The 24,055-nt window shown below is 54.1% G+C and carries 23 protein-coding genes; 17 read left to right on the top strand and 6 right to left on the bottom strand.

Translation table 11 applies throughout. The annotated features are described in order from the left end of the window. Positions 1-154: 154 nt before the first annotated feature. From A3193_RS20925 to A3193_RS14975, 3 genes are all read left to right on the top strand, one after another. On the top strand, positions 155-283 hold the full coding sequence (locus tag A3193_RS20925) for a hypothetical protein (RefSeq protein ID WP_268804247.1): 129 nt from the start codon (positions 155-157) through the stop codon (positions 281-283). A 281-nt stretch (positions 284-564) separates the two neighbouring features. Continuing rightward, positions 565-1,185 (top strand): MlaC/ttg2D family ABC transporter substrate-binding protein, encoded by a 621-nt coding sequence (locus tag A3193_RS14980; protein ID WP_162272453.1) that lies wholly within the window; start codon positions 565-567, stop codon positions 1,183-1,185. 310 nt (positions 1,186-1,495) lie between these two features. Next, complete coding sequence (locus A3193_RS14975) at positions 1,496-2,008, top strand: retropepsin-like aspartic protease family protein (RefSeq protein ID WP_069003465.1); 513 nt, start codon at positions 1,496-1,498, stop codon at positions 2,006-2,008. 90 nt (positions 2,009-2,098) lie between these two features. Here the strand turns inward: A3193_RS14975 and A3193_RS14970 are convergent, their stop codons facing one another. Continuing rightward, the gene (locus A3193_RS14970) at positions 2,099-2,515 is read right to left on the bottom strand and encodes an HU family DNA-binding protein (protein WP_069003466.1); all 417 of its coding nucleotides are present in this window, start codon (positions 2,513-2,515) and stop codon (positions 2,099-2,101) included. A gap of 407 nt (positions 2,516-2,922) precedes the next feature. Here A3193_RS14970 and A3193_RS14965 point away from each other — a divergent pair, with 407 nt between their 5' ends. Beyond that, positions 2,923-3,486: a chalcone isomerase family protein gene (locus tag A3193_RS14965; protein ID WP_069003467.1), complete on the top strand. Its 564-nt coding sequence runs from the start codon at positions 2,923-2,925 to the stop codon at positions 3,484-3,486. Between the two features lie 46 nt (positions 3,487-3,532). On the opposite strand, the gene A3193_RS14960 is transcribed toward A3193_RS14965, so the two are convergent. Beyond that, on the bottom strand, positions 3,533-5,080 hold the full coding sequence (locus tag A3193_RS14960; protein ID WP_069015187.1) for a gamma-glutamyltransferase family protein: 1,548 nt from the start codon (positions 5,078-5,080) through the stop codon (positions 3,533-3,535). Positions 5,081-5,439: 359 nt separating this feature from the next. Here A3193_RS14960 and A3193_RS14955 point away from each other — a divergent pair, with 359 nt between their 5' ends. From A3193_RS14955 to A3193_RS14945, 3 genes are all read left to right on the top strand, one after another. Continuing rightward, positions 5,440-10,695 (top strand): cyclic nucleotide-binding domain-containing protein, encoded by a 5,256-nt coding sequence (locus tag A3193_RS14955; RefSeq protein WP_235615010.1) that lies wholly within the window; start codon positions 5,440-5,442, stop codon positions 10,693-10,695. A 257-nt stretch (positions 10,696-10,952) separates the two neighbouring features. Further along, positions 10,953-11,801, top strand: coding sequence for a PfkB family carbohydrate kinase (locus A3193_RS14950; RefSeq protein ID WP_069015185.1), 849 nt, complete (start codon positions 10,953-10,955; stop codon positions 11,799-11,801). A 17-nt stretch (positions 11,802-11,818) separates the two neighbouring features. Beyond that, a complete protein-coding gene (locus A3193_RS14945) occupies positions 11,819-12,175 on the top strand; it encodes a Rieske (2Fe-2S) protein (protein ID WP_069015184.1) in 357 nt (118 codons plus the stop codon). Between the two features lie 55 nt (positions 12,176-12,230). On the opposite strand, the gene A3193_RS14940 is transcribed toward A3193_RS14945, so the two are convergent. From A3193_RS14940 to A3193_RS14930, 3 genes are all read right to left on the bottom strand, one after another. Next, a complete protein-coding gene (locus A3193_RS14940; RefSeq protein ID WP_069015183.1) occupies positions 12,231-12,437 on the bottom strand; it encodes a hypothetical protein in 207 nt (68 codons plus the stop codon). Between the two features lie 435 nt (positions 12,438-12,872). Continuing rightward, complete coding sequence (locus tag A3193_RS14935) at positions 12,873-13,166, bottom strand: DUF6763 family protein (protein WP_069003473.1); 294 nt, start codon at positions 13,164-13,166, stop codon at positions 12,873-12,875. A 187-nt stretch (positions 13,167-13,353) separates the two neighbouring features. Continuing rightward, positions 13,354-14,394: an NADP(H)-dependent aldo-keto reductase gene (locus A3193_RS14930; protein WP_069004109.1), complete on the bottom strand. Its 1,041-nt coding sequence runs from the start codon at positions 14,392-14,394 to the stop codon at positions 13,354-13,356. A gap of 82 nt (positions 14,395-14,476) precedes the next feature. Between A3193_RS14930 and A3193_RS14925 the strand changes: the two genes are divergently transcribed. The 4 genes from A3193_RS14925 (at position 14,477) to A3193_RS14910 (ending at position 16,931) form a co-directional block, all read left to right on the top strand. Then, the gene (locus A3193_RS14925) at positions 14,477-15,142 is read left to right on the top strand and encodes an energy-coupling factor ABC transporter permease (protein WP_069003474.1); all 666 of its coding nucleotides are present in this window, start codon (positions 14,477-14,479) and stop codon (positions 15,140-15,142) included. Positions 15,143-15,255: 113 nt separating this feature from the next. After that, entirely contained in the window at positions 15,256-16,065 is an 810-nt protein-coding gene (gene djlA / locus A3193_RS14920; protein WP_069015182.1) for a co-chaperone DjlA, read from the top strand. 47 nt (positions 16,066-16,112) lie between these two features. After that, entirely contained in the window at positions 16,113-16,343 is a 231-nt protein-coding gene (locus A3193_RS14915; protein ID WP_069003476.1) for a DUF350 domain-containing protein, read from the top strand. 33 nt (positions 16,344-16,376) lie between these two features. Continuing rightward, entirely contained in the window at positions 16,377-16,931 is a 555-nt protein-coding gene (locus A3193_RS14910) for a transglycosylase SLT domain-containing protein (RefSeq protein WP_069003477.1), read from the top strand. Between the two features lie 6 nt (positions 16,932-16,937). On the opposite strand, the gene A3193_RS14905 is transcribed toward A3193_RS14910, so the two are convergent. Then, the gene (locus A3193_RS14905) at positions 16,938-17,750 is read right to left on the bottom strand and encodes an alpha/beta fold hydrolase (RefSeq protein WP_069015181.1); all 813 of its coding nucleotides are present in this window, start codon (positions 17,748-17,750) and stop codon (positions 16,938-16,940) included. 217 nt (positions 17,751-17,967) lie between these two features. Here A3193_RS14905 and rpe point away from each other — a divergent pair, with 217 nt between their 5' ends. From rpe to trpC, 6 genes are all read left to right on the top strand, one after another. Next, entirely contained in the window at positions 17,968-18,660 is a 693-nt protein-coding gene (rpe, locus tag A3193_RS14900) for a ribulose-phosphate 3-epimerase (protein WP_069015180.1), read from the top strand. Positions 18,661-18,977: 317 nt separating this feature from the next. Then, positions 18,978-19,655, top strand: a complete 678-nt coding sequence (locus A3193_RS14895; protein WP_069004110.1) for a phosphoglycolate phosphatase — start codon at positions 18,978-18,980, stop codon at positions 19,653-19,655. Positions 19,656-19,825: 170 nt separating this feature from the next. Continuing rightward, positions 19,826-21,322 (top strand): anthranilate synthase component I, encoded by a 1,497-nt coding sequence (gene trpE / locus A3193_RS14890; protein ID WP_069003480.1) that lies wholly within the window; start codon positions 19,826-19,828, stop codon positions 21,320-21,322. A gap of 2 nt (positions 21,323-21,324) precedes the next feature. After that, on the top strand, positions 21,325-21,906 hold the full coding sequence (locus A3193_RS14885; protein ID WP_069003481.1) for an anthranilate synthase component II: 582 nt from the start codon (positions 21,325-21,327) through the stop codon (positions 21,904-21,906). Positions 21,907-22,030: 124 nt separating this feature from the next. Beyond that, positions 22,031-23,053, top strand: a complete 1,023-nt coding sequence (trpD, locus tag A3193_RS14880; protein WP_069003482.1) for an anthranilate phosphoribosyltransferase — start codon at positions 22,031-22,033, stop codon at positions 23,051-23,053. 187 nt (positions 23,054-23,240) lie between these two features. Next, entirely contained in the window at positions 23,241-24,038 is a 798-nt protein-coding gene (gene trpC, locus A3193_RS14875) for an indole-3-glycerol phosphate synthase TrpC (RefSeq protein ID WP_069015179.1), read from the top strand. The last annotated feature ends 17 nt before the right edge of the window (positions 24,039-24,055 follow it).

Here is a 24,055-nt window from a genome sequence, read left to right as displayed (position 1 = left end):
CAACCCTATGGCTTGGTATTTGATCACCTTCTCCTGCCATGATGATCTGAACCCGACCGATCGGGCCTCATGCTTGTTCATGGGCCAAAGCTGACGCTTCTCTATTCCTGGCCCTGTCAGCAAGATTCGTTTAGCTGTGGTTGAGAAGATCAGCTTGGGGCAGATCGTTTGCATACTCGGTGGCTGCTTCGCGGTGGAGTTCAACTTTCGTGATACCCATCGTGTCGATGAGAAGCTGGTTGAGACTGAGCGGCAGTCTTATATTCTCGATTGGGTGAGGTAATCGAGTCGAGTGTGGTTAGGGTAAAGGGTATCTATAACCGCTCAAGATTGTAGATATCTACTAGGGCCTATTGGATTAGTGTTAACAGTTCCTAAATAATCACTGACAGAATTTAGGGATTGGATGCGTCTATTGGGGCTGTGGCTGGACCTTAATAATATTAGCGAATTCGTGTTTTATCAGTTGTTAAATCGATCTAAAAAACTTGCTTTTGGCAGGTTGACTAGGCAACCTGCCATCAGGTCACAAAGATGATCTCAAACTACCACCGGAGGATGATTATGAAGAGAACCCTGATATGTTTGACGGCATTCGGCTTGCTGCTATCGAGCGGTGTTCAGGCAATGCCAGGCTATGGCCACTCACCTGCCTATCGAGGCGGAGCTGCAACCATGCAGCAGGAAGTGGGACCAGGGATGATATTGCGAGAGGGGGTGACCAAGCTGCTTAAGTTCATGCGTCAATCAGATCAACAAAATCCCCAGAAAATCGCGGCATTTTTAGAAACTGAGATCGCCCCCTATTTCGATTTTGACTATATGGCCGATTGGGCGGCTGGTCCTATGAAGCGCTATATGACGGAGCAACAGAAAGCGGAGCTTGGTCAGCAGGTCAAAGAGTTGTTACTGGGCACCCTGGCTAAGCGGTTGGGTGACTACAACAATCAGGATGTACGCTTCTATCGTCCTAGGTCGTCAGGCCGAAATGAAGTGAAAGTGCGCGTTGGTATCCTGCAGGCAGGTGGTTACCCGGCCAACATCGATTTTCGTTTCTATCGCAGTGAGTCTGGTTGGAAGGTCTTCGATGTAGCTGCGAACGGTAACAGTGCATTGGCTTACTATCGACAGCACTTTTCAAGTAAAATGCGTTCGCAGTCACCTAACCGAGGCTACCGTCGATAAAATCAGACTCGGTATTTCTTAGCGGCAGGTGGTTAGTCTGGGGTCGTCGCCTGCCGCTCATCAACTGCTCTGCCCGGCAGCTTTTTGCCACCTTGATACTCTCTCTTCCAGATAACTCTTATGCGCACCGGGACCTGTCTGCCGAATGGTGATGCCCAATTCGCTGGTTGAAATTGCAAAAAGCCACCTTATGTTATGAGTGTGCAGGCCCTGAATACGACATACTTGGTTGCCGGGAGAACAGAACCGGGCCAAATCAAAAAAGTTAACCGATCCAAACAAATTTGTCTGTTAACGGTCTATCCGAGTTATGAGTGAACAACAGAATTTCGGTCGTTGGATGATCATTGCGGCATGGGTACTGATGCTGGCGATGCTTACACTGCTGTTTTCTCAATGGCTGGAGCGCCAAAACAACCCCAATCGGCAGCTGAGTGTGACCACGAATCTCCAGGGGGAGTCTTCTGTGGTGCTGAAACGCAATCGCGCCGGTCACTATGTGGCGCCGGGTAAGATCAATGGTGTCGATGTTGTCTATTTGCTGGATACCGGCGCTACCCTGGTCGCTGTATCCTCATCTTTGGCTGAGAAGGCTGGGCTTCAGCCCGGTGCGCCGAGTCAGAGCCGAACCGCCAATGGGGTGGTGAGGAGCTGGTTGACTGAGATCGATCAATTACAGCTCGGTCCGATTACAATGCAGAATGTAAAGGCGTCGATACTGCCTAATATGCCAGCGCATGAAGTGTTATTGGGTATGAGCTTTCTAAAGCATCTCAAGCTGCAGCAGCAGGGTGATGAGCTGGAGATTTCATTGCCGGAGTAGTGCGGGGTGCTCAGAAGAGCGCACCAATGAGGGTGTTTGAGGTAGTTTGTTGCTGCCGTTACACCTGGGTAACGGCAGCAGACTGAATGGTCAGATTTTGTCTTTCAGTGCTTTCAGAGCAGTCAGCTTTACAACGGTTTTTGCAGGTTTGGCTGCGATCTTGATCGCTTCACCGGTTGCCGGGTTGCGTCCCATGCGGGCTTTGGTTCTTGGTTTTACAACGCGACGGACCTTGATGCCGCTATCCGGAATCGTGAATTCACCTGAACCTCTTTTCTGTAAGTGGCGGGTAACCAGGGTGTTCAGTGAGGAGAATACAGCCGCCACATCTTTGCGGGATAGACCGGTCTCTTCTGCAATGGTGCTTAAGATTTGAGTCTTGGTCTGCTTGGTTGTGATGGCTTTCAGGCGTGGTGCTGCAGCTACTTTCTTAGCAGTAACTTTCTTTTTTGCAGTTTTTTTAGCGGTCTTTTTAGCGGTCTTTTTAGCGGCTTTCTTAGCAACCATGTGGTTTGCTCCTTCTTACAATAGTGGGTAGGTTGTGTGTTAAAAATAACACAGTTTTTCAATAGGTAAACATAAAACGACCGTTTTTTACTGGCTTTTTTACAAAAAGTCTATTTTTTCTTTCATCTGAACGTGGAAAAGGTTCAGTGTCAGTTAAAATCCGGATGTTGATACAGTCATGGATTACTACCTTGTTTTGGATCATTGGTATATGACGTGAGTCATCTATCGATCAAAAGTCTTATTTGCTCTTGGTTGTATCTGTCAGGCAATCTATATTCAGCTTAACCTGGTGGCTGCGCATCATGAGTTACCCCAAATTAACTCCATAGCTTCCGTATCGGGCATGAATTTAGGCATCTATCGGCCAAGATTTGAAACAGTTGAGCGTTTAAGGAGAAAAAAATATGAAACGGTTATTGCTGCTGTGTTGGCTCTTGTCTCTCTTATCAATTGCAGTCGCAAAAGATGTTGCAGGCATCAATCTGGATGAAAGGATAGAGCGAGCTGAGGACGGTGTGACACTTGAGTTGAATGGTGCAGGGGTCAGGGAGAAGTTCTTTTTCGATATCTATGTTGCAGCGCTCTATCTGCCACAGAAGAGTAATCAGGGGTCTGAGATTGTGCAGAGTGAGGCTGCTGCGAGAGTGGAGATGAGGATGCTCTATTCAAAGGTTGAACGGGAGAAGTTCGTTCAGGGTTGGAATGACGGCTTCAGTGCAAACCTCGACGAACGGCAGTTGTCTCAACTTGCTGAACGACTGGATCAGTTTAACGGATGGTTTGAAACTCTGACAGAGGGAGAGGTGATTGAGTTGGACTACTTTCCCGATAGAGGTACCAGGGTGAAGATCAAGGGTGTTGAAAAAGGCGTGATTCCAGGGGTCGATTTTTTTCAAGCGCTACTGAAAGTTTGGCTGGGAGAGAGGCCTGTTACCAAGTCACTCAAGCAGGATCTGTTGGGACGGTGATAAACCCACCGGGGTAGTTAGCCTGATGATCCGTGACCCGTGCTTGTCATCGGTTGAAAAGTTGGCGCCAGACTCCACCCCGTCGCTCATCGCCGGAGCCTTCCAGTATGCCGTTGGATTTGAGAATGACGCTATGGGCACCACCGAAAAAGAGGTTCTTTCTCTTCCAGAGCTGCTGCTCTGGAAACTCATCCAGTAGTGCGTGGCATGCGGCTTCATCATAACCGGGCTCTATACTCAGCAGACCGTTTTCATAGTGTATGCGTGGTTTGGAGACCGCCGCATCAAGTGGCATATGGTGGTCGATGTGGTTGAGTATGATTTGCAACACTGCGCTTCGGATACGATTGGAGCCACCGGAGCCGGTGACCAGAGCATCGCCGTTCCGTTCAATGATCAGGGTTGGTGACATCATCGATGCCAGTCGGCTGTTCTCCTGCCAGTGATTGAAACCGCCGGGATTCAGGTCCTCTTCACCCAGCATGTTGTTCATCATGATGCCGCTCTGTGGGATGATATAACCGCAGCCTTCGCCGTTGGAGAGGGTCATGCTGGCGAGGTTGCCCTGGGTGTCTGCAATACTGATCTGAGTAGTCCCTCGTGTGGATAGGCCCCCGTTGTCCATTTGCCGGTGGTAGGCCTTGGCAATATCCGGGTTGAGAATTTGAGCCATGGAATCGAAGCGTTCCTGCCTGACCTGTTGGGTAAGTTTCATACAACGGGCGAGTTGTCTCAATGAGGATTCAGGGTCGCTGGTGGATGTCTGTGATGAATTTTCTGCCATCAAACCCAGAGAGAATGCGATCAATGTTCCGCCCAGTGAAGGGAGTGGGTTGGTGAACAGCTCAGTGCCGCGGTAATTGAGTTGCAACGGTGCTCGCAGGATGACCTGGTAATCGTTGAGATCCTCCATCTGCAACAGGCCACCCTGGGTCTTGCAGTCCCTGACCAGCTGTTGGCCAGCCTCCCCATTATAAAAGAGTCTCTCCCCTTCGTGCTGCAGTGCATCAAAGAAATCGGCCAGATCCGGTTGGCGATGAAGTTCACCTTCGGTGATCAGCTGCCCTGGGTTTGCCGGGGACTCATTTAAAGACATGACAGCCGGGGTTGCACGCAGGATAGGGCCGATGATCTGGGTGATCAGACTCTGAAAGTGGTTGAGCACAACACCCTCTCTTGCGAGGGTGATGGCAGGTTGGAACAGTTCGCTCAGGGGGAGTCTGCAGTGGTGCTGATGAATCAGAAACAGTCCACGGATGAATCCTGGTGTGGCGATTGAACCCAGGCCGATATGAAAGGTTTGCCGTGCCGTGCCGAAATTGGCCTCGATCGGATAGAAATCGAGATCCTCCAGTGGCTGTTTGCGTTTTGGTGTATGGGCGAAGAAGTCATATACTTGTGGTGATCGGCCTTCAGCCCGAGCGGTCAGAAATCCCCCTCCCCCTGGGGAGGCCAGTACCGGTTCGGCGACACAGGCGGCAAGCATAGCGGCGATTACGGCATCGAAGGCATTACCACCAGCCTTTAATATTTCGACAGCTGCATCAGCAGTTTCAGAATGGCCGGCTGCTACAACGCCATTTAATCTTTTCATAAGGTTTATAGCCTAGTGTTAACTGGCCTTATTTAGCTGTAACATGTTTTGTCTGCTTGAGCGTGCCTGCAAAGCATTGAGCCTCTGAGGCCACTGTAGCACGTATAGGAGATGGACCCCCGCATGCAGTCCCTGTGGTAGATACCGGTAAATCAAAAAATTTTGATTTATGTCGTTGAAATAAAACATTAAGATCGTTATGGTTTCTCGGCTCTGATGAAAATGCAAACCTGTTCAACCTTTGCGTTGGCAGGAGGGAGATTCCCATTCAGCTTTTTATTCAGGGTGCCGTTAAATAGAGGAGCGACGTTACCCTCTAAATCATAGGATCGATATTCCTGAGCGCAGAAAGTATGGCCGTGCCAAACAGTAAAAGTGACGATGTCCTACTAAAAAACCTGGTGCCTTTGAACACACTCTCAGAGGAGCAGCTTGGTCATCTGCTCAGCCAGATTGTGGTTGAAAAGGCAAAGAAGGGTGAATACCTTTTTCGTGAAGGGGACACAGATCACCAGAATGTCTACCTGTTGTCAGGTACTGTTGCCCTGTTGTCCGGGCAGAAAGAGATGGATCTGATCAGCAGCGGTACCCCGACCGCCCGCTTTGCCCTTGCCCATCAGCTGCCCAGAAAACACTCCGCACAGGCCAGAACGGCTGTGAACTACGTTCGCATCGACAGTCGTATGCTCAGCGATATGCTGGCACGCAGCCACAGCGCCAGTTATGAAGTAAAAGACATTGAGCAGCCCAGTAGCGGTGATTGGATGAGTCTGCTGCTGCAATCCCCGGTATTCCAACAGATTCCCCCAGCCAATCTGCAGCGGGTGATGATGCGCATGGAGGAGATCCAGGTACAGGCTGGAGACCTGGTTATCCAGCAGGGGGATGAGGGGGACTATTTCTATCTGATCAGTCGCGGTGAGTGTGTGGTATCCCGGCAACCCGAGAAGGGCCATGCACCAGTGGAACTGGCCCGGCTGAAGGCAGGAAAAGGTTTTGGCGAAGAGGCGCTGATCTCCGATAAACCCCGTGGCAGTTCGGTTGAAATGGTTACTGACGGGGTTCTGGTGCGTCTCAGCAAAAGTGACTTCATCGAGCTGGTGAAACAGCCCCTCTCCAGAACGCTGAGTTACTCGGAAGCGACTGGCTATATTGAGAAGGGGGCGCTCTGGCTGGATGTGCGCACCCCGGAGGAGTATGAAGAGGGGCACCTGCCCGGTGCGATCAATCTGCCTTTTTTCTCGCTGCGTTTTCAGGCATCGAGCCTGACTCTGGATCGGCCCTATGTGGTCTATGGTGAAGAGGTGGGACAATCTGCCACGGCCGCCTATCTGTTGACGGAGCGGGGTGCTGAGGTATTCGTTGTCGATATCAATTGGGCCGAACTGGCTGTGCTGGTCGGTCTTAAGAGCCGTGATGGTGATCAGCCGGCCAGCAATGTCATCGATTTCAATCGTGATGCCGATGAAGCTGTTGCTGAGACCTCTGAGGAGCAGATCGCGGCTTTCAACCGCCTGAAGCGTGAGCTTGATGAGACCCGTAACCATTTCAATCAGGAGCTGGAGCAGCGTCAGTCAGAAATAAAGCTGTTGCGTCAGGCCCTGGCTGCAGCAAAAAACAAGATTCAAAGCGGTGAGCAGGAAGCAACTGCGGCCGAGGGGCTTCAGCGGGAAGCTTCAGAACTGCGCGAGGCTCTTCAGGAGGCTCAATCCAGATTGACCGACTCAGAGCAGCTGGAGAGTGACCGCCAGCAGTTGCAGCAGCGTATTGAGACACTCGAGGCTCGCCTCGAGACCAGTCAGCAGGAGCTGGACATCGCCAGGCAGCATGCCACTGATGTGAAGTCCCACAGTGACGATCTGCATAAACAGCTGGAGCAGATTCATGGACGCCATGAGGAGAGTGAGGGGCGTCTGAAGGAGCAGATCACCGAGCTCCAATTCGAGCTTGATACTATCCGTGAGTCGAGTGATGAGCAGCTGCAGGAGAATCAGCGGCTGCTGACCGAGATGGAGAGCTTCAAAGGTGAGGCGGATGATTTCCATCATCAGGCCGAAGCTGGTATGGCGACAATTACCCAGGAACGGGATGAGCTGGCAAAACTGCAACAGGAGACTGAGGCCCGTCAGCAGCAGCTTGCGGATGACCTGGAGCGTCTGAAAGGCGAACGGGATCAACTCACAGACTCATTGAAAGAGGCTGAGCAACAGAACCAGTCACTGACTGAATCCGTCGACACGCTGACCGAAGAGCAGGCATCGCTGCAGCAGTCTCTGCAACAGGCGAACAGCGAGCTGGAGCAGGCTCGACAGCAACATGATGGGTTGGCCGGCCAGTTTGAGGAGCATCAGGCCCAGGTATCCGATAGTGAATCCCGCTATCAGCAGCAACTCGAAGCGCTGCAGCAAACTGTCGAGCAGACTGAACAGGAGCTGCAACAGCAGCGAGAGAAGACCAGTGAGCTCGAGAGCCAGCATCAACAGCAACTTGAAACACTGCAGGCGTCTCTGGATCAGGCTCAGCAGGAGCTGCAACAAAAGCAACAGCAGGCGGCAGAATCGGAAAGCGGATACCAGGGACAGATTGATGAGGTTCAGCAGTTCCTTAATCAGGCCCAGGAGGAGCTGCATCAGGAAAAGGTGCGTGCAGAGGATGCTGCCAATCAGCATCAGCAGCGAATCGAGGAGTTGGAGCAGAGTCTCTCTCAGGCTCAGGATGAGTTGCAAAATCAGCAGCAACAAGGTTCCGAATCCGAAGCCAGCTATCAACAGCAGCTTGAAGAGCTGCAGCACTCTCTGGCCCAGTCAAAGGATGAGCTGCATCAGCAGCAGGCACTCAATCAGCAATCTGTTGAGGATCTGAACAGTCAGATTGAGAGCCTGAACGAGTCAGCCAGGCTGACCGCAGAACAGGCCAGCGACGAGATCGCCGGTCTGCAGGAGTTGAAGCAGGATCTACAACATCAATATGATGAGTCGCAGACACGCACTGAGCAGCTTCAGCAGCAGATCGAATCACTTGAAGGCGAGAAGCAGGAGCTGGTCAGCGATCTGGACGCATTGCGTGCCGCCAGCGATGAGCTCGAGAAAGGACATGCGGATGCCATCAGCAGTCTGAAGTCTGAGCTCGAGCAGGTTAGAGGCGAGCTGGAGGGCCTGCAACAGGAGAAACAGCAGCAGGATAACATCCTCACAGAACGTCAAACTGCACTGGAACAGGCTGAGTCGAGTCTCGGTCAGACCCTGGCCGAAATGCAGGAGCAGCAGGACAAGGCGGCAGAAGAGATCAATCAGCTGCAGCAGCAGATCGTCGCGTCCGATCTTGAGAAAGAGCAGTCGGCTGAGCGTCAACAGCAGCTTGAGGAGGCTCTTGAAGAGTCCCGCCTGGGCAGTGATGAGGCTTTGGTTGCACTGCGCGAGCAGTTGCAGGAAGCGCAGCAGGCAACCCGTAAACAGAAAGAGAAACGGGTTGAGTTCGAAGCGCGTCTTGAACAGGAGCATCAGACTGCTGTATTCCTGAAACACTCTCTGGAGACAGCAGAACAGGCGGTTGAGGTCAGTACCGAGCAGCTATCGGAAATAGAGCAGGCCAAGCTCTCTCTGGAAGAGCAGCTGGCGGTCAGTCAGACCGAGCTGGAGCTGAGTCAGCAGCAATTGACTGAGCAACAGAATGAATGGCAGAGTCGAATTGACAGCCTGCAGGATGAGCTGAATGAGAAACAGCAGTCAGTTGAGTCCATTTCGGAGGATCTGGCGGCCGCGAAGGGCTCGCTGGATGAGCTCAATCAGAGTCATGAACAGGTAGCCAGTGAGCGGCAATCAGTGCTCGCCGATAAAGAGACGCTGGAGCAGCAGTTGGCTGAGCTGCAGGGTCAAATCGACGCTCTGCAGAGCCATAACTCCGATCAGCAGCAGGATGTGGAGCGTCTTTCCGCAGAACTGGCTGAGGCAAACCAGTCTCTGGAGGAGCTGAGCCGGGCACAGCAGCAAGTGGAAAGTGAGCGTGAGTCCCTGCAGAGTGACAAAGCGGCACTGCAAGAGCAGCTGGACGGAGCCCGGGCCGAACTTGAAGAGATCAGGCAGAGCCAGCAGAGTGCGTTGTCCGAACAGAGCTCGGCGGTTGAGGCGCTGCATGCTGAGCTGGCCGAGCAGAAACAGAATACCGAGTCGATTGCCGATCAGCTTGCAGAGAGTGAATCGAATCGTGATAACTTGAACTCTGAAAAAGAGGATCTGCAGCATCAGATAGCCAAGCTCAACTCCGAATTGGATCAGTTCAGACAGGATCAGCAGAATCAGCAGGCCGATCATGAGTCGTTGCTGGCAAATGTAGAGGCAGAACTGGCAGCCGAAAAAGAGCGCGTTCAAGCCGTCACCAACACCCTGCAGGAAGCGGAAACCAGTCGGGATTCTCTGAGTCAACAATTCAATGCGCTGGAGCAAGAGAAACAGCAGCTGCAGCAACAGCTCGATGAGAGCAAAGCTCAGCGGTCGACGCTTACTGAGGAGCTCGCTCGAGCCAATGAGTCCCTGGCGGAGGCGGCATCTGACGATGATCTGAAGAGTACACAGCAGGCGCTGAGTGAATCGGAAGAGACGATTATTAGACTGAAGCGGGAAGTCGAAGGCCTGAGAGAAGTCCAGTTGGAGATGGAGAGCCAGCTCACAGATGATGTGGACAGCGAGGTGAATGAGCTTCGCACCGCCCTTGAGGCAGAGCAGAAAAAGCGCGAAAAGAATGACAAGCTGGCAAGGCAGGCGGATGTACTGAAGCGGGAACGCGATGTTCAAGAGACCGCCATCGAAATGCTTGGTGAAGATCTTGAAAATCTGACCGAAGAGAAAGATCGCCTGCAGCAGGAACGGGACAGCCTGGCCAAACAGCTGACTGAGATGCGCGATCAGTTTACCGATCTGGTAAATGAGAACGATCATCTCAACTCCGAGATGAGCGGGATGCGGGACCATGTGTCAGATTCCAATCTGGCGGATGATCTGCTGGTACAGATGGAAGAGTTGCGTATCAAGGCTGAGAACCTTGAGACCGAGCGGGATGAAGCGAATGATGAAGCCATCCGCATGCGCCGGGAAGTCAGCGAACTGCGCAGTGTCATCGAAACCTATGTAGAGCAGATACAGGATGTACAATCCTTTGGCGTTGACGAGCAGGTCAATGCGCTGCGTACCGAACTGGATATGGTGCGTCGTCAGGCGGCTGAGGATCTTGAACATATGCGTCTGGAGCTTGAGCGCACTAAATCCAAACAGTCACTCTCAAGCAACCGGGATGTGGATGAAGTGGCAGCCCTGCAGGCCAGTCGTCAGGAGATGCTCTCCCTGCAACAGTCACTGAATGAAAAGGACCACCTGCTGAGGCTCTCACAAAGTCAGTGCCGCTCCCTGGAGGACTCGGTTGAAGACAGAGACAAGGAAGTGGATCAACTGAAACGCAAGCTGGAGTTGCTGCTGAGGAAGACCGGTGGACTGGATACCACGACTTCACCGGCACGGGAAACCCCCGAAGCCGCTTCACGGTTATCCGAACTGGGCCGGGAGCCGGGAGATGATGGAGATCCCAAGCGTAACTCGCTGGGGCGTCTGTTCCGGCGTAAATAATCCGGCTACTGCGGACGGTCGCATGTCGATTGCTGTCCATCGCCCCGACCGTTTCGGCCACACCATCCGTGACGACGTCACTCTATCCTTTTCAGACGTAACCCGAAGGGCTGGGGCTTTTTTGTACCCAGCGGTGTTATCAATCGCTCATATAGCCGGACCACACTACGCTCATTCTGCCTTGCTGGATACAAAAACAGTCCCAGCAGGGCCTATTGGATTAGTGTTAACAGGCCCTGGGAGTTAAACAATCTCCGATGCGAATTCTGGCAGTGGGGGTGGCAACCCTCGATATCGTCAATCGGGTCGAGGCCTATCCGCAAGAGGATCAGGAGATCAGGGCCATTTCACAAAGCCGCCGGCGAGGTGGCAATGCCTGTAACAGTTTGACGGTGTTGAGTCGCCTGGGGCATAGCTGCAGCTGGGCCGGTGTGATGGCGGATGATGAGGCGAGCCGATTCATCCTTGATCAACTGCAGGCTGTGCAGATCGATACCCGCTGGGTCCGGGTAGAGTCAGGGGGCATCACCCCAATCTCCTATATCACCTCCAGTGAAGCGAGTGGTTCCCGGACGATTGTTCACCATCGGCAGCTTTCCGAGTTCAGTGAGGCGGATTTTACTGAAATAGAGCTGCAAGGGTACGACTGGGTCCATTTTGAGGGCCGAAATCCGCAAGCGACCCTGAAGATGCTGAAGCAACTTAGGCAGCGGGCCGACCTGCCGGTATCGCTTGAGCTGGAAAAGCCCAGACCGGGTCTGGAGCAGGCACTGCCTTATGTGGATGTGGTGATGTTATCCCGCGCCTACAGCATGGCCAAAGGTATGGCGGATGCCCGGCAGCTATTCGACCATATCCGTCCATTGACCCGACAGGCGCTCTGTTACCTTGCCTGGGGTGAGCACGGCAGCTGGATGCTGGATCGGGATGGCGGGGTGCATTTTGAGCAGGCTGTCAAACCGGCAAAAGTAGTGGATACCCTGGGGGCCGGGGATGTTTTCAATGCCGGCGTGATCCATGCTCTGCTTGAGTGGGGGGATCCCCTGGAGGCACTGCGCTATGGCAACCGCATGGCCGGTGAGAAGTGTGGTCGGGACGGGATTTAGCGGTGAACTGTAAGCATATGTCATCGATACACAGATTATGCAGATTTGAACAACTCGAGGATCCGGGAAGCCGGGGTTTCAGCGTGGAACTGGAAGGTGATACACAGGAGATTCTGGTGGTACGCAAAGGGGAGCGGGTCTATGGCTATCTGAACCGTTGTCCTCACACCGGAATCAATCTCGAATGGCAGCCAGACCAGTTTCTCGATTTAAGCCAGAGTTACATTCAGTGTGTTACCCATGGTGCGCTGTTTCGCGTTGAAGATGGTCTCTGTCTGCGTGGTCCCTGTACCGGGGATGCCCTCTCGCCGATACAAGTGGAGCTGCGGGATGGTGAGATAGTAGCGATTCTGGATACTCTTTCCGGGGCATAAAAAAGCCGGGCCATGGGGCCCGGCTTTCAAGTCACGAAGTGAGCGCCTTATCCTGTCAGCTTATTTTTTCGATAAAGGCGTTTAGGTCCGCCACGACCAGCTCAGGCGGGAAAGCGCACTTCGTGGGACTCTCGGAAGTAACCGGTTGCAGGCCTAGCTCCAGTGCCGGCTGATCAAACTGTGAGGCGTTTTGAGGCGCAGAGTGAGTGGTAAGACCGGTTTCAATGATCTGGCCCGTACTCATATCATATACTCTCTTCATCTCACACCTCCTGGATCGTTCACAAACTAGGTCCTGTTACTTTTAATAACGGCCCTGAAAAAGCAAACTTTAGAGCCCCGGAACAGCCTTCAAGCTACATGGTTTTTGCCGCTTCTTGCTGCTTATGAACTGGTACGTCCGGGTAGTTTACTTGGTTTCACTTTGCCTAAGTGACGGATTTCATTCAACGTTATTGATTTCATGGTTAATTTTGACCATTCGGCCCGGTAAAGCTGATATGCTGGACCTCTTTAGTGAAGCCGCTTCTGGATTGATTCTCTTTTCGTCATCCCGCCCTAGGCCCGCTGCTGCTGCCGGTAAATCTGCTACAGCGGTCGCAAATCGGCAACGATCTACGCCGCAATGACGGATCATCGGGGGGTCCGTGGGTTGTGCAGGTGATGTCTGGTCTGGAGGCAAGATCAGCCTTGACGACTAATCGGTATCTTCCAGGTGATCCAGGGGGTTGTAGTGGGTGTCTCCGGCCGGGTGGTCCAGGTCGACCCCGTAATCATCCTTGGAGAGATCATAAGAGCCTGCCCAGTCCTCCGGTGGGGCTGTCGGTACAATCTGAAGCTCCTTGAGGTCTTCCAGGTCATACTCTTCCACTGTGCCATCGTAAAACTGGACCTCCACGACTCCCTCTTCCAGATCGTGAGCGACAACTTCGAACTGATCTCCGTTGACGGTCCTGAACCAACTGCCGATACGGATTCTTGGTGCATTCATTTTCATTCTTCTCCGCTGTTCAACTCAATCAGACAGTGTGATGGCACTGTTTTTTTCGCTATCTTTTTACAATAGACAACCCGCTTGGTATTGATCTTTTAGTCGGTCTCTTGATCATGACTTTAGCCCATTTTTTCCGTTGATCCTATGCTCTTTGTCATGGAAACAGGGTACTTTTTGTAAAGTTTCATGGACTTGGATTCGGCTGCTCTGTGTGGATCTTTTCAATACCTTCAAGTACTTCCCGGTCCAGGCTGAGATCGATGCTGGCCAGATTCATCTCCAGTTGCTGCTGGGTGGTCGCACCGATGATCGTACTGGTGACAAAAGGGCGGCTGGTGACATAGGCCAGAGCCATCTGTCCTGGATCCAATCCATGCTCCCTGGCCAACGCAACATAACGTTCGGTGGCAGCACTGGCCTGGGGATTGGTGTAACGGGTAAAACGGTCGAACAGGGTCAGGCGGGCGTTGGCGGGTTGCTTGCCCTCCAGGTATTTGCCTGACAGAACACCGAAGGCCATCGGCGAGTAGGCCAGCAGGCCACAACTCTCCCGGTGGGCAATCTCAGCCAGGCCGATTTCGAAACTGCGATTCAACAGATTGTAGGGATTCTGAATCGAGACCACTCTGGGCAGTCCCTTCTGTTCTGCGACCTGCAGATAGCGCATCAGGCCCCATGGGGTCTCGTTGGAGACGCCGATATGGCGGATTTTGCCGGCTTTTTTGAGATCCCCCAGGACCTCCAGGGTCTCTTCGATAGGGGTTGCTGACTCATGCTTCGGATGGCGATAACCCAGGGCTCCGAAATAGTTGGTTTTACGATCCGGCCAGTGCAGCTGATAGATATCAATGTAATCTGTCTGCAGACGTTGCAGACTCTGTTCCAATGCGGCCTCGATATTGGATCGGTCAAGGTGCAGATTGCCATCCCTGAGATAGCTGAGCCAGTCTGCCGGACCGGCAACTTTGGTGGCAAGAACCAGTTGCTCCCGTCGGCCACGGCGTGCCAGCCAGCTGCCGATATGGCGCTCTGTTTCGCCCTGGGTATTCGCTTTCGGCGGAACCGGATACATCTCTGCTGTGTCGATAAGATTAATACCGGCGTCAATTGCGCGGTCGAGTTGAACATGGGCTTCGGCCTCGCTGTTTTGTTCACCAAAGGTCATGGTGCCGAGTGAGAGAGCGCTGACTTTGATTTGGCTGTTACCGAGTGATCGGTAGATCATCAGGTTCTCCCCTGTCATTAATCTGCTGTATCAACAGCCGTCAGCATAGCTGAATTCGGCTGGGAGGAAAGGAAGGAAATCGATGGAATTGGATGGTGGTCTGTTTTCAACGCCCCTGCTGTTTTGGCTTGCCGGTCTCTGTGGTGCCGTGCTGATTGCCGCTTTGAAACTGGCTACCTGGCAGCGTCTGACACAACAGAATCTGATTCATGTGTTCCTGGGTGCCATTGTTTGCCTGATCGCGCTTTGGCATATGCGGGGTCAGATCCAGCCCGGCCTCTCGTTCCATCTGCTGGGGGTGACGGTGATCACTCTGATGTTCGGCTGGTCACTGGCGATTCTCGCTGCCAGCATCGCGCTGTTCGCGGTCAGTATGAATGCAGGTTATGGCTGGGAAGGCTATGTGGTCAGTTTCCTGACTGTGGTATTGGTGCCGATTACCCTGTCGCAGATCGCTCTGGTGCTGGTACGCTCCTGGTTACCCAGGCAGTTTTTTATCTATGTCCTGGGGAACGGCTTCTTTACCGCCTGGCTGGTGGGTTATATCAGCGGGTATCTGGCCATGCAGCTGCTGGTGTTGAGTGGCGCCTATACAATGGCGGAACTGCAGGTGACGATAATCCCCTTCTTTCCTCTGATGTTCTTTCCCGAAGCCCTGATCAACGGCTGGGTGATCACCATGCTGGTGGTGTTCTTCCCGGCCTGGGTCTACTCCTTCAGCGATGAGCAATATCTTCACGGTAAATAGCTTAAGCGGGGTCGGCTGAGGTATAGTTTGTCGATTGCGATGGTGATTGAAGGCCCTGAGTCTTGCTCTCACTGTGTGGATGAGTGTTAACAGGCCCTAAGTGAGGTACAGCCTTGAGTTGGTGGGGAAAACTGGTTGGTGGCGCATTTGGATTCATGCTCGGTGGGCCGTTGGGGGCTGTACTGGGCGCCGCCTTGGGCCACAAATTCGATAAAGGCCTGAAAGGGCTGCCGGACGATGACATCAGCTGGGGGCCAGGGGATCAGGAGCGGGTTCAGACCGCTTTCTTCACGGCGACCTTCTCGGTGTTAGGCCATCTGGCGAAGGCGGATGGGCGGGTCTCCCAGGACGAGATCCGGCTTGCCGAAAACCTGATGAGCCAGATGTCCCTCTCCAGCGAGATGCGACAGACCGCGATCAGTCTGTTTCAGGAGGGTAAATCGGAGCAGTTCCCCCTCGATGATGTGGTAACCCAGTTTCGTCAGGAGTGTCACCGGCGCCAGACACTGATTCAGATGTTTCTGGAGATCCAGATCCAGGCAGCCTATGCCGATGGTGAGATGGACCGGCAAGAGGAGCTGTTGCTGCTGCATATCTGTGAGCTGCTGAATATTCCGGAATTCACCTTCCGCCGTCTTGAACGTATGGTGCGTGCCCAGTCTCACTATGCCGGAGCGGGCAGTCAGCCACCGCCAAGAACCCAGGGTGTCTCGCTGAATGACGCCTATGCGATTCTTAATGTTTCCCCGGATGCATCCGATAAGGAAGTGAAACGGGCCTATCGTCGTCTGATCAGTCAGCATCATCCGGACAAACTGGTATCGAAGGGGTTACCGGAAGAGATGATGAAGATGGCGGCACAGAAAACCGATGAGATAAAGAAGGCCTATGAGCGAATCAAAGAAGCGCGCTCCATGGGCTGATCTAACCTGAATTCAATATCGCTTCTCAATCTCCCTGGGAGGGGAAAATGACCGATAGCCTAGATCCCATCCTGCTCAATTTCATCTATGTGATATTTGGCGGTGCGTTGACCATATTTTTTATGTGGTTCGGCTGCAAAGTGTTCAGCCATATTGTCAATTTCAGCATTCCTGATGAGTTGAAGAGGGGCAACATCGCCGTCGGTATCATGATCATGGGGATCTTTATCGGCATTGGCACAGCCCTGGGCCTGGTGATCGGTCTGGGGCTCAACTAGGGGCGGCACGGATGAGTGTGCTCTAGGCTCTCTATGTTGCGTTGTTGTCTACTGTTATTGCTGCTGCCCGGGCTGTTGCATGCCGGTCCTTTCAAGCACGTAAAGCACGATCATTGGAGTGATCGCTACGACAACTACTTCCGTAAGTACACCAAACACTATTTCGGTCCCCACATCGATTGGCACTGGTTCAAGGCGCAGGGCATCGCAGAATCAGGATTGCAACCAAAGGCCCTCAGTTCCGCCGGTGCAAAAGGGATCATGCAGATTCTGCCGGCCACCTACCAGGAGATCAAAGAGGACAATCCCCATTTCACCCATATCGAGGAGCCGCGCTGGAATATTGCCGCAGGCATCTACTACGATCGCATGCTCTACCGGAAGTGGAAAAAAGGCTTGCCTACCGAGGAGCGGCTGGCCTTTGCACTGGGGAGTTACAATGCGGGGTATGGCAATGTGTTACGGGCCTACCGCAAAGCGATTAAAGCCCATGGAGAGGTTAAGAACTGGTCTCAGGTGGAAACTTATGCGCCTGGTGAGACCCGGCATTATGTACGTCGGATCAAAGCATTGATGGTGACCAAATAACCCCCCTCAATTCTTTCCCTCGATCGTACTGGTGCGTTTCAGCCAGGTGTGAATACGCTGCTGCAGGCTCGATTGCATACCACTGAAGAAGTGATCTGCCCCATTCAGAACCTCCTGGCGATACCCCTCTCTGGCATTCGCTGAGGCGATCTGACGACGCTTGGCTGCGCTCCCTGTGACGGCTGGCAGGTCACGACTGCCATACAGATCCAATATGGGGATCTCTATCTGTGCTATGGCCTGGGATACCGGGTCGGATTCTTCGGAAGGATCGATGCTCAGGCCAATCGCTGCTATGGCGCTAACCCGCTGGTTGGGCTGTTTGGCAAGATGGTGCAAAGCCATAGCGGCGCCGAGTCCATGGCCTACCAGCACCAGATTGGGTTGCTGCTGGGGATCGAAGTAGTCGATTGCACGCTGGATCCTCGCTGAGGCCTTCTCCATCAGATTCAGACGGGCGGTTGCATCGGGGCTGGTATCGGTGGCCGGCAGTTGCAGCGCCAGGGTGTTCCAGCCCTGCCTGGCGAGATGTTTTCTGAGCGGTTGGACCACCTCCGCCCAATCCGCATGGGTTCCCTGATCGTGCAGTATCAGGGCTCCGCCAAGACTCAGTTTTGTTTCGCTCGGGCTATAGATAGTGAGAAAGCGGTTGTTTCCGTTTTCCAGCCAGACTGCCTTGCCCGACAGGCTGGGGCTGTCCAGAGCAGTGGAAATCCGCCGTTCGAGACTGAGGTTGGCTGCCTGAAGTGGCAGTGCAAGACCGATTACAAGCAGTAGCAGACCTGCAATTCCCGGCGCGGTAGGGTGGCGTTTTGGCATGGCTCGTCTCCTGGTCAGTTGGTCCATATTAACCTGCCAGCCAGCCGGATTGCAGAGTCTGCCCGCAGTCACGCTTCCACCCCTCCCGGATGGGATAGCTGAAAAGCGCAACGCTTTGGGGTAAAGTGGCCCTCCTTTTTGCAATCCGGCGCGAAAATGGGTTTGCGCCAACCTCAGCCTGGTCCGGCGTGGGGATCGAACAGTAGGAGATAAGAATATGGCCCGTCAGTCCGATAAGATCGCACCTTCCATCCTCTCTGCGGATTTTGCCAAGCTTGGGGAGGAGGTGGATAACGTCCTCGCTTCTGGCGCAGGGATCGTTCATTTCGACGTCATGGACAACCACTATGTGCCCAACCTGACGATTGGTCCGCTGGTCTGTGAGGCATTGCGGAAACATGGCGTGACCGCCGATATCGATGTTCATATGATGGTCAAGCCGGTGGATCGCATTATCCCCGACTTCGCCAAAGCGGGTGCAACCTACATTACTTTCCACCCAGAGGCTTCCGAACATATCGACCGCAGCCTGCAGCTGATTCGCAACGAAGGCTGCAAATCGGGTCTGGTCTTCAATCCGGCCACACCGCTGAGCCACCTCGACTACGTGCTGGACAAAGTGGACATGATCCTGCTGATGTCGGTGAACCCCGGGTTCGGTGGTCAGAGCTTCATTCCCGCCACCATGGACAAGCTGCGCGCCTGCCGCAAGCTGATCGACGACTCCGGTCTGGATATCCGTCTGGAGATCGATGGTGGCGTGAAGGTCGACAATATTGCTGAGATCAAGGCGGCCGGTGCGGATACCTTTGTCGCCGGTTCCGGTATCTTCGGTTTCCCGGAAGAGGGTGACGCCAATCGCTACAACACCATCGTCGGCAAGATGATGGATGAGCTGGCCAAGGTTTGATCCTTAGGGGTTAAAAAGCCGGATGGCGCTTACTTAAGTGCTATTTGGTGGGGCCGGGCCCCACCCGTCAGCCGTCCAACGGTGGGGTGGGGCTCTGCCCCACCAATACCTTCGATCAAACCAACTGCGTTCGGTTAAGAGCCCTTTTTGTCATGCCGGCAGTGGCCAGCATAAAGACAGATAGAGAGATCCCCTGATTTTAACGATTGAATTGTTCACTTGGTGATTGTGTAGGGTGCGGCCACTGCTGAGCTTGAATCCCCGCTTGGATTTGTCAGTGGATTAGTTGTTTGATTTTTAGCATGAGAGAGTTTGGCATGATCAAAAAACCAGAAATGATCCTCATTGATGTGGATGGCACCCTGGTGGACAGTGTCCCGGACCTGGCCTACTGTGTGGATGAAATGATGAAACGGCTCGGTCGTCCCGTACATGGCGAGGCAAAGGTGCGTGACTGGGTCGGCAACGGGGTGGAGCGTCTGGTTCGTCGGGCGTTGATCGGACAACTCAACGGTGAGCCCAATGAGGCAGACTTTGAAAAGGCCTACCCGATCTTTCTTGAGCTCTATGCGGAAAACACCAGTCTGCGTTCGGTACTCTATCCCGGCATACGTGAAGGTCTCGATTACCTGAAAGGTCAGGGTTACCGTCTGGGCTGCGTGACCAATAAAGCGGCCCAGTTCACTCTGCCTCTGCTCAAGGATCTGGGTGTCCACGACGACTTTGAGATCATCATTGCCGGTGACACCCTGCCGAAAAAGAAGCCGGATCCGATGCCGCTGCTGCATGCCGCGGAAAACCTTGGTGTCGATCCCACGGCTGCGCTGATGGTGGGTGACTCCCAGAGTGATGTCAAAGCGGCCCGCGCGGCGAGCTTTCAAATCGTCTGCATGAGCTATGGCTACAACCATGGGGAAGATATCCGTAACTACAATCCCGATGCGGTGATCGACTCGCTCACCGAGATCCAGGGGATTCTGGAAAACGCTGCTTGAGCTAAGGTGGCGTTTTCGAGTATGGTTAAGCCCAATCGAGGCTTTAACCCTTTAGTAGACAGCAATGATCCTGCTTTCACGCAATGAGACTTTGATGAACGGTGCACGATGGCGTTGGTGATGGCCAACTCTGAAGCAACTGTTTTGTCGTCTATTGTGTGGAGAGGAAAATGACCCCCCAAGAATTCAACGCTCTGGTAGAACAGGGCTACAATCGCATACCTGTCGTCTGTGAGGTCCTCGCCGACCTCGACACCCCCCTCAGTGTTTACATGAAGCTGGCCAATGGGCCCTACTCCTATCTGTTCGAGTCGGTACAGGGTGGCGAGAAATGGGGGCGTTATTCAATCATCGGCCTGCCCTGCAGAACCCATGTCAGGGCCTACGACAAGCGTGTTGAGGTCGTCACTGACGGGGCTGTGGTCGAACAGCATCAGGTCGAGGATCCGCTGGCCTGGGTCGAGACGTTTCAGCAGCGCTACCGGGCGGCTGAGCTGGAGGGGCTGCCCAGGTTCAACGGCGGCCTGGTCGGCTATTTCGGTTACGACATCATTCGCTATATCGAGCCAAAACTGGCCGATAGCGCCAATCCGGATCAGCTGAATACGCCGGACATTCTGTTGATGGTTTCAGATGAGGTTGTGGTGTTCGACAACCTCTCCGGTCGCCTCTATGTCATTGTGCATGTCGATCCTCACAACGGTGGTTCGCTGGATACCGCTCAGACCCGTATCGTGGAGCTGATTCGGGCGATGCGTCAGCCGGTACCCAAATTGGCGGCTGGCGATCCGCGCCAGGTGGATGAAGCGGATTTTGTCTCCGGCTTCACCGAGCAGGGTTACAAACAGGCGGTTGAGCGGATCAAGCAATACATCCTCGATGGGGATTGTATGCAGGTGGTGGTATCGCAGCGCCTGTCGATCCCCTTTCAGGCGCCACCACTGGATCTCTATCGTGCCCTCAGAGGTCTCAATCCCTCTCCCTATATGTATTTTCTCGATCTCGGCGAGTTCCATATCGTCGGCTCCTCACCGGAGATTCTGACCCGTCTCGAGGATGGTGAGGTTACCGTGCGACCGATCGCAGGCACCCGCCGACGGGGTTACAGCGAGGAGGAGGACAAGGCGCTCGAAGAGGAGCTGCTGGCCGATCCCAAAGAGCTGGCCGAACATCTGATGCTGATCGATCTGGGACGCAACGACACCGGTCGGGTGGCCAAGATCGGCAGTGTCACCCTGACCGACAAGATGATTGTGGAGCGCTACTCCCATGTCATGCACATCGTCTCCAATGTCACCGGCAAACTGCGGGATGACATGAGTGCCATCGATCTGCTGCGCGCCACCTTTCCGGCCGGTACGGTGAGCGGTGCACCGAAGATCCGTGCCATGGAGATCATCGATGAGCTGGAGCCGGTGAAACGCGGCGTCTATTCGGGTGCGGTAGGCTACATCTCCTGGAATGGCAACATGGATACGGCGATTGCCATCCGAACGGCGGTGATCAAGGAGAAGACCCTGCATATCCAGGCCGGTGCCGGAGTGGTTGCCGATTCCGTGCCTGAGCTGGAGTGGAAAGAGACCATGAATAAAGGCCGTGCGGTATTTCGGGCCGTGGCGCTGGCTGAGGCCGGGCTCGACCGCCATGCGTGTGACGAGGAGGCCTAATCATGTTACTGATGATCGACAATTATGACTCCTTCACCTACAACCTGGTGCAGTATCTGGGCGAACTCGGTATCGAGGTCAAAGTGGTGCGTAATGACGAGATCGGTGTGGCCGACGTGGGCGCAATGCAACCCGACCAGATCGTCATCTCCCCTGGGCCCTGCACACCGAATGAAGCCGGTATCTCGGTTGACGTGATCCAGACCTATGCAGGACAGATCCCGATCCTCGGTGTCTGTCTCGGCCATCAGTCAATCGGCCAGGCCTTTGGCGGCAATATCATCCATGCCCGGGAAGTGATGCATGGCAAGACCTCGCCGATTCATCATCGGGATCAGGGTGTCTTCCATGCACTGGAAAACCCGTTTCAAGCCACCCGCTACCACTCCCTGGTGATCGAAACCGAGAGCCTGCCGGAAGAGTTGGAGATCACTGCCTGGACGGAAAAAGCGGATGGCGGCATGGATGAGATCATGGGGGTAAGGCACAAGACATTACCTATACAGGGAGTTCAGTTTCATCCTGAATCGATCCTCACCCGGCATGGGCATGAGCTGCTGAAAAACTTCATTGAAGGGGTGTAGGGTAAAGTTCTGTTGATGCTATGCAGGCCGCCGGTAAGTATGTCGGGCCATCGGCAGTCCGGTAACCGGCATCTGATGTACACTGTCTAGTCTGAAAAACAATAATTCCTAGGGGGGAGAGCGCGTGGAAATGCAGCAAGCCATCAATAAGGTACTGGCCCGTCAGGACCTGACGGGTGAAGAGATGACCGGTGTGATGCGAACCATCATGACCGGTGGCGCCACGGCAGCACAGATCGGCGGTTTTCTGATTGGTCTGCGGATGAAAGGGGAGACTGTGGCGGAGATCGCGGCGGCAGCCTCGGTGATGCGTGAACTGGCCTCCGGGGTGTCGATCGGTGGTTTGAGTCACCCGGTGGATATCGTCGGTACCGGCGGTGACGCCTCCGGCACCTTCAATGTCTCCACCGCCTGTATGTTTGTCGCGGCGGCGGCAGGCTGTCATGTGGCCAAGCACGGCAATCGTTCCGTCTCTTCCAAGTCGGGCAGTGCCGATGCCCTGGAAGCGGCCGGAGTGCGGCTGGATCTCACCCCTGAACAGGTGGAGCAGTGTGTCCGCGAGGTGGGGGTCGGCTTCATGTTCGCCCCAGGTCACCACAGTGCCATGAAGCATGCCATCGGACCACGTAAGGAGATGGGGGTTCGTACCATTTTCAATGTGCTGGGCCCGTTGACCAATCCCGCCGGCGTACCCAATCTGCTGCTGGGTGTGTTCAGCAGTGAACTGCTGGAGCCGTTGGCAGAGGTCCTGCAGCGTCTCGGCAGTCACCATGTGATGGTGGTGCACTCACGCGACGGACTGGATGAGATCAGCATTGGCGACGCCACCGATGTGGCAGAACTGAAGGATGGTCAGATCCGACGTTTCTCCATCCAGCCGGAGGATTTCGGGATCACCCGTAACCCGCTGAAGGCGATTCAGGTCAACGATGCAGCAGAGAGTCTTAGCACCATTCGCGGGGTTCTGGAGGATAATCCGGGGCCGGCCAGAGACATCGTTATGATCAATGCCGGCGCAGCAATCTATACCTCCGGTAATGCCGCCACCCTGCAGGAGGGTGTTGATCGGGCCAATGAAGCCATTGCCAGTGGTGAGGCGCGCAACCGGCTCGACCGCCTGGTGGTACTGACCCAGAGTTTCGATTGATATCATAACAGTGCCGTTAACTTTGAGGATTGAGTATTAACTGACTCATCATCAGAATTGTCGTCAATCGACCAAATAAGCAGGCAAGGTGGCTCCCCTCTCCCCAACCCCTCTCCCTTAAAGGGATAGGGGTTAATCGAGTAGCTTCTTGGAAGATTGAGCGTTAATGAGATAGCAGTAGACTGAGATGAAAAATAGACCAGATATTCTGAAAAAGATCGTCGCCCGCAAACAGCAGGAGATTGCAGCCCGGCTGGAGAATCGCCGTCTTCAGGATCTGCAGGAACTGTTACTGGAGAGTTCCGCGCCGCGTGGATTTGCCAATGCCATTGCGCAGAGGATTCAGGCCGGAGAGGCCGGGGTGATTGCGGAGATCAAGAAAGCCTCCCCCAGCAAAGGGGTGTTGCGCGAGAATTTTCAGCCGGCAGAGATAGCAATCAGTTATCAGCAGGGTGGGGCGGCCTGTCTCTCAGTGCTGACCGATATCGATTTTTTTCAGGGCAGCGATGACTATCTGCGACAGGCCCGTGGTGCCTGCACGCTGCCGGTGATTCGCAAGGATTTCATCATCGATCCCTATCAGGTCTATGAGGCTCGGGCGATCGAGGCGGACTGTATTCTGCTGATTGCGGCCTGTCTGGATGATGCGCAACTCAAACGTCTGAATGATCTGGCCCACGAGCTGGGTATGGATGTGTTGATCGAGGTGCATGACGAAGCGGAACTGCAGCGGGCGCTGGCGGTGGAGAATCGCCTGATCGGAATCAACAATCGCAATCTGCGCAATTTCGAGGTCACCCTGGATACCACCCTTGGACTGCTGGATCAGATTCCAGAGGATCGGATTGTGGTGACAGAGAGCGGTATCCTCGATCAGCAGGATGTCAAACGGATGCGCGGCCACCAGGTGAATGCCTTTCTGGTGGGTGAGGCCTTCATGCGTGCAGAGGATCCCGGGGCCAGATTGCGGGAGCTCTTTTCCTGATCTGATTGGAGTGCACC

Origin of the sequence: Candidatus Thiodiazotropha endoloripes (assembly GCF_001708965.1) — a bacterium.
In the GTDB taxonomy this organism is placed as follows: Bacteria; Pseudomonadota; Gammaproteobacteria; order Chromatiales; family Chromatiaceae; genus Thiodiazotropha; species Thiodiazotropha endoloripes.
This window is presented reverse-complemented; position numbering and strand designations above follow the sequence as displayed.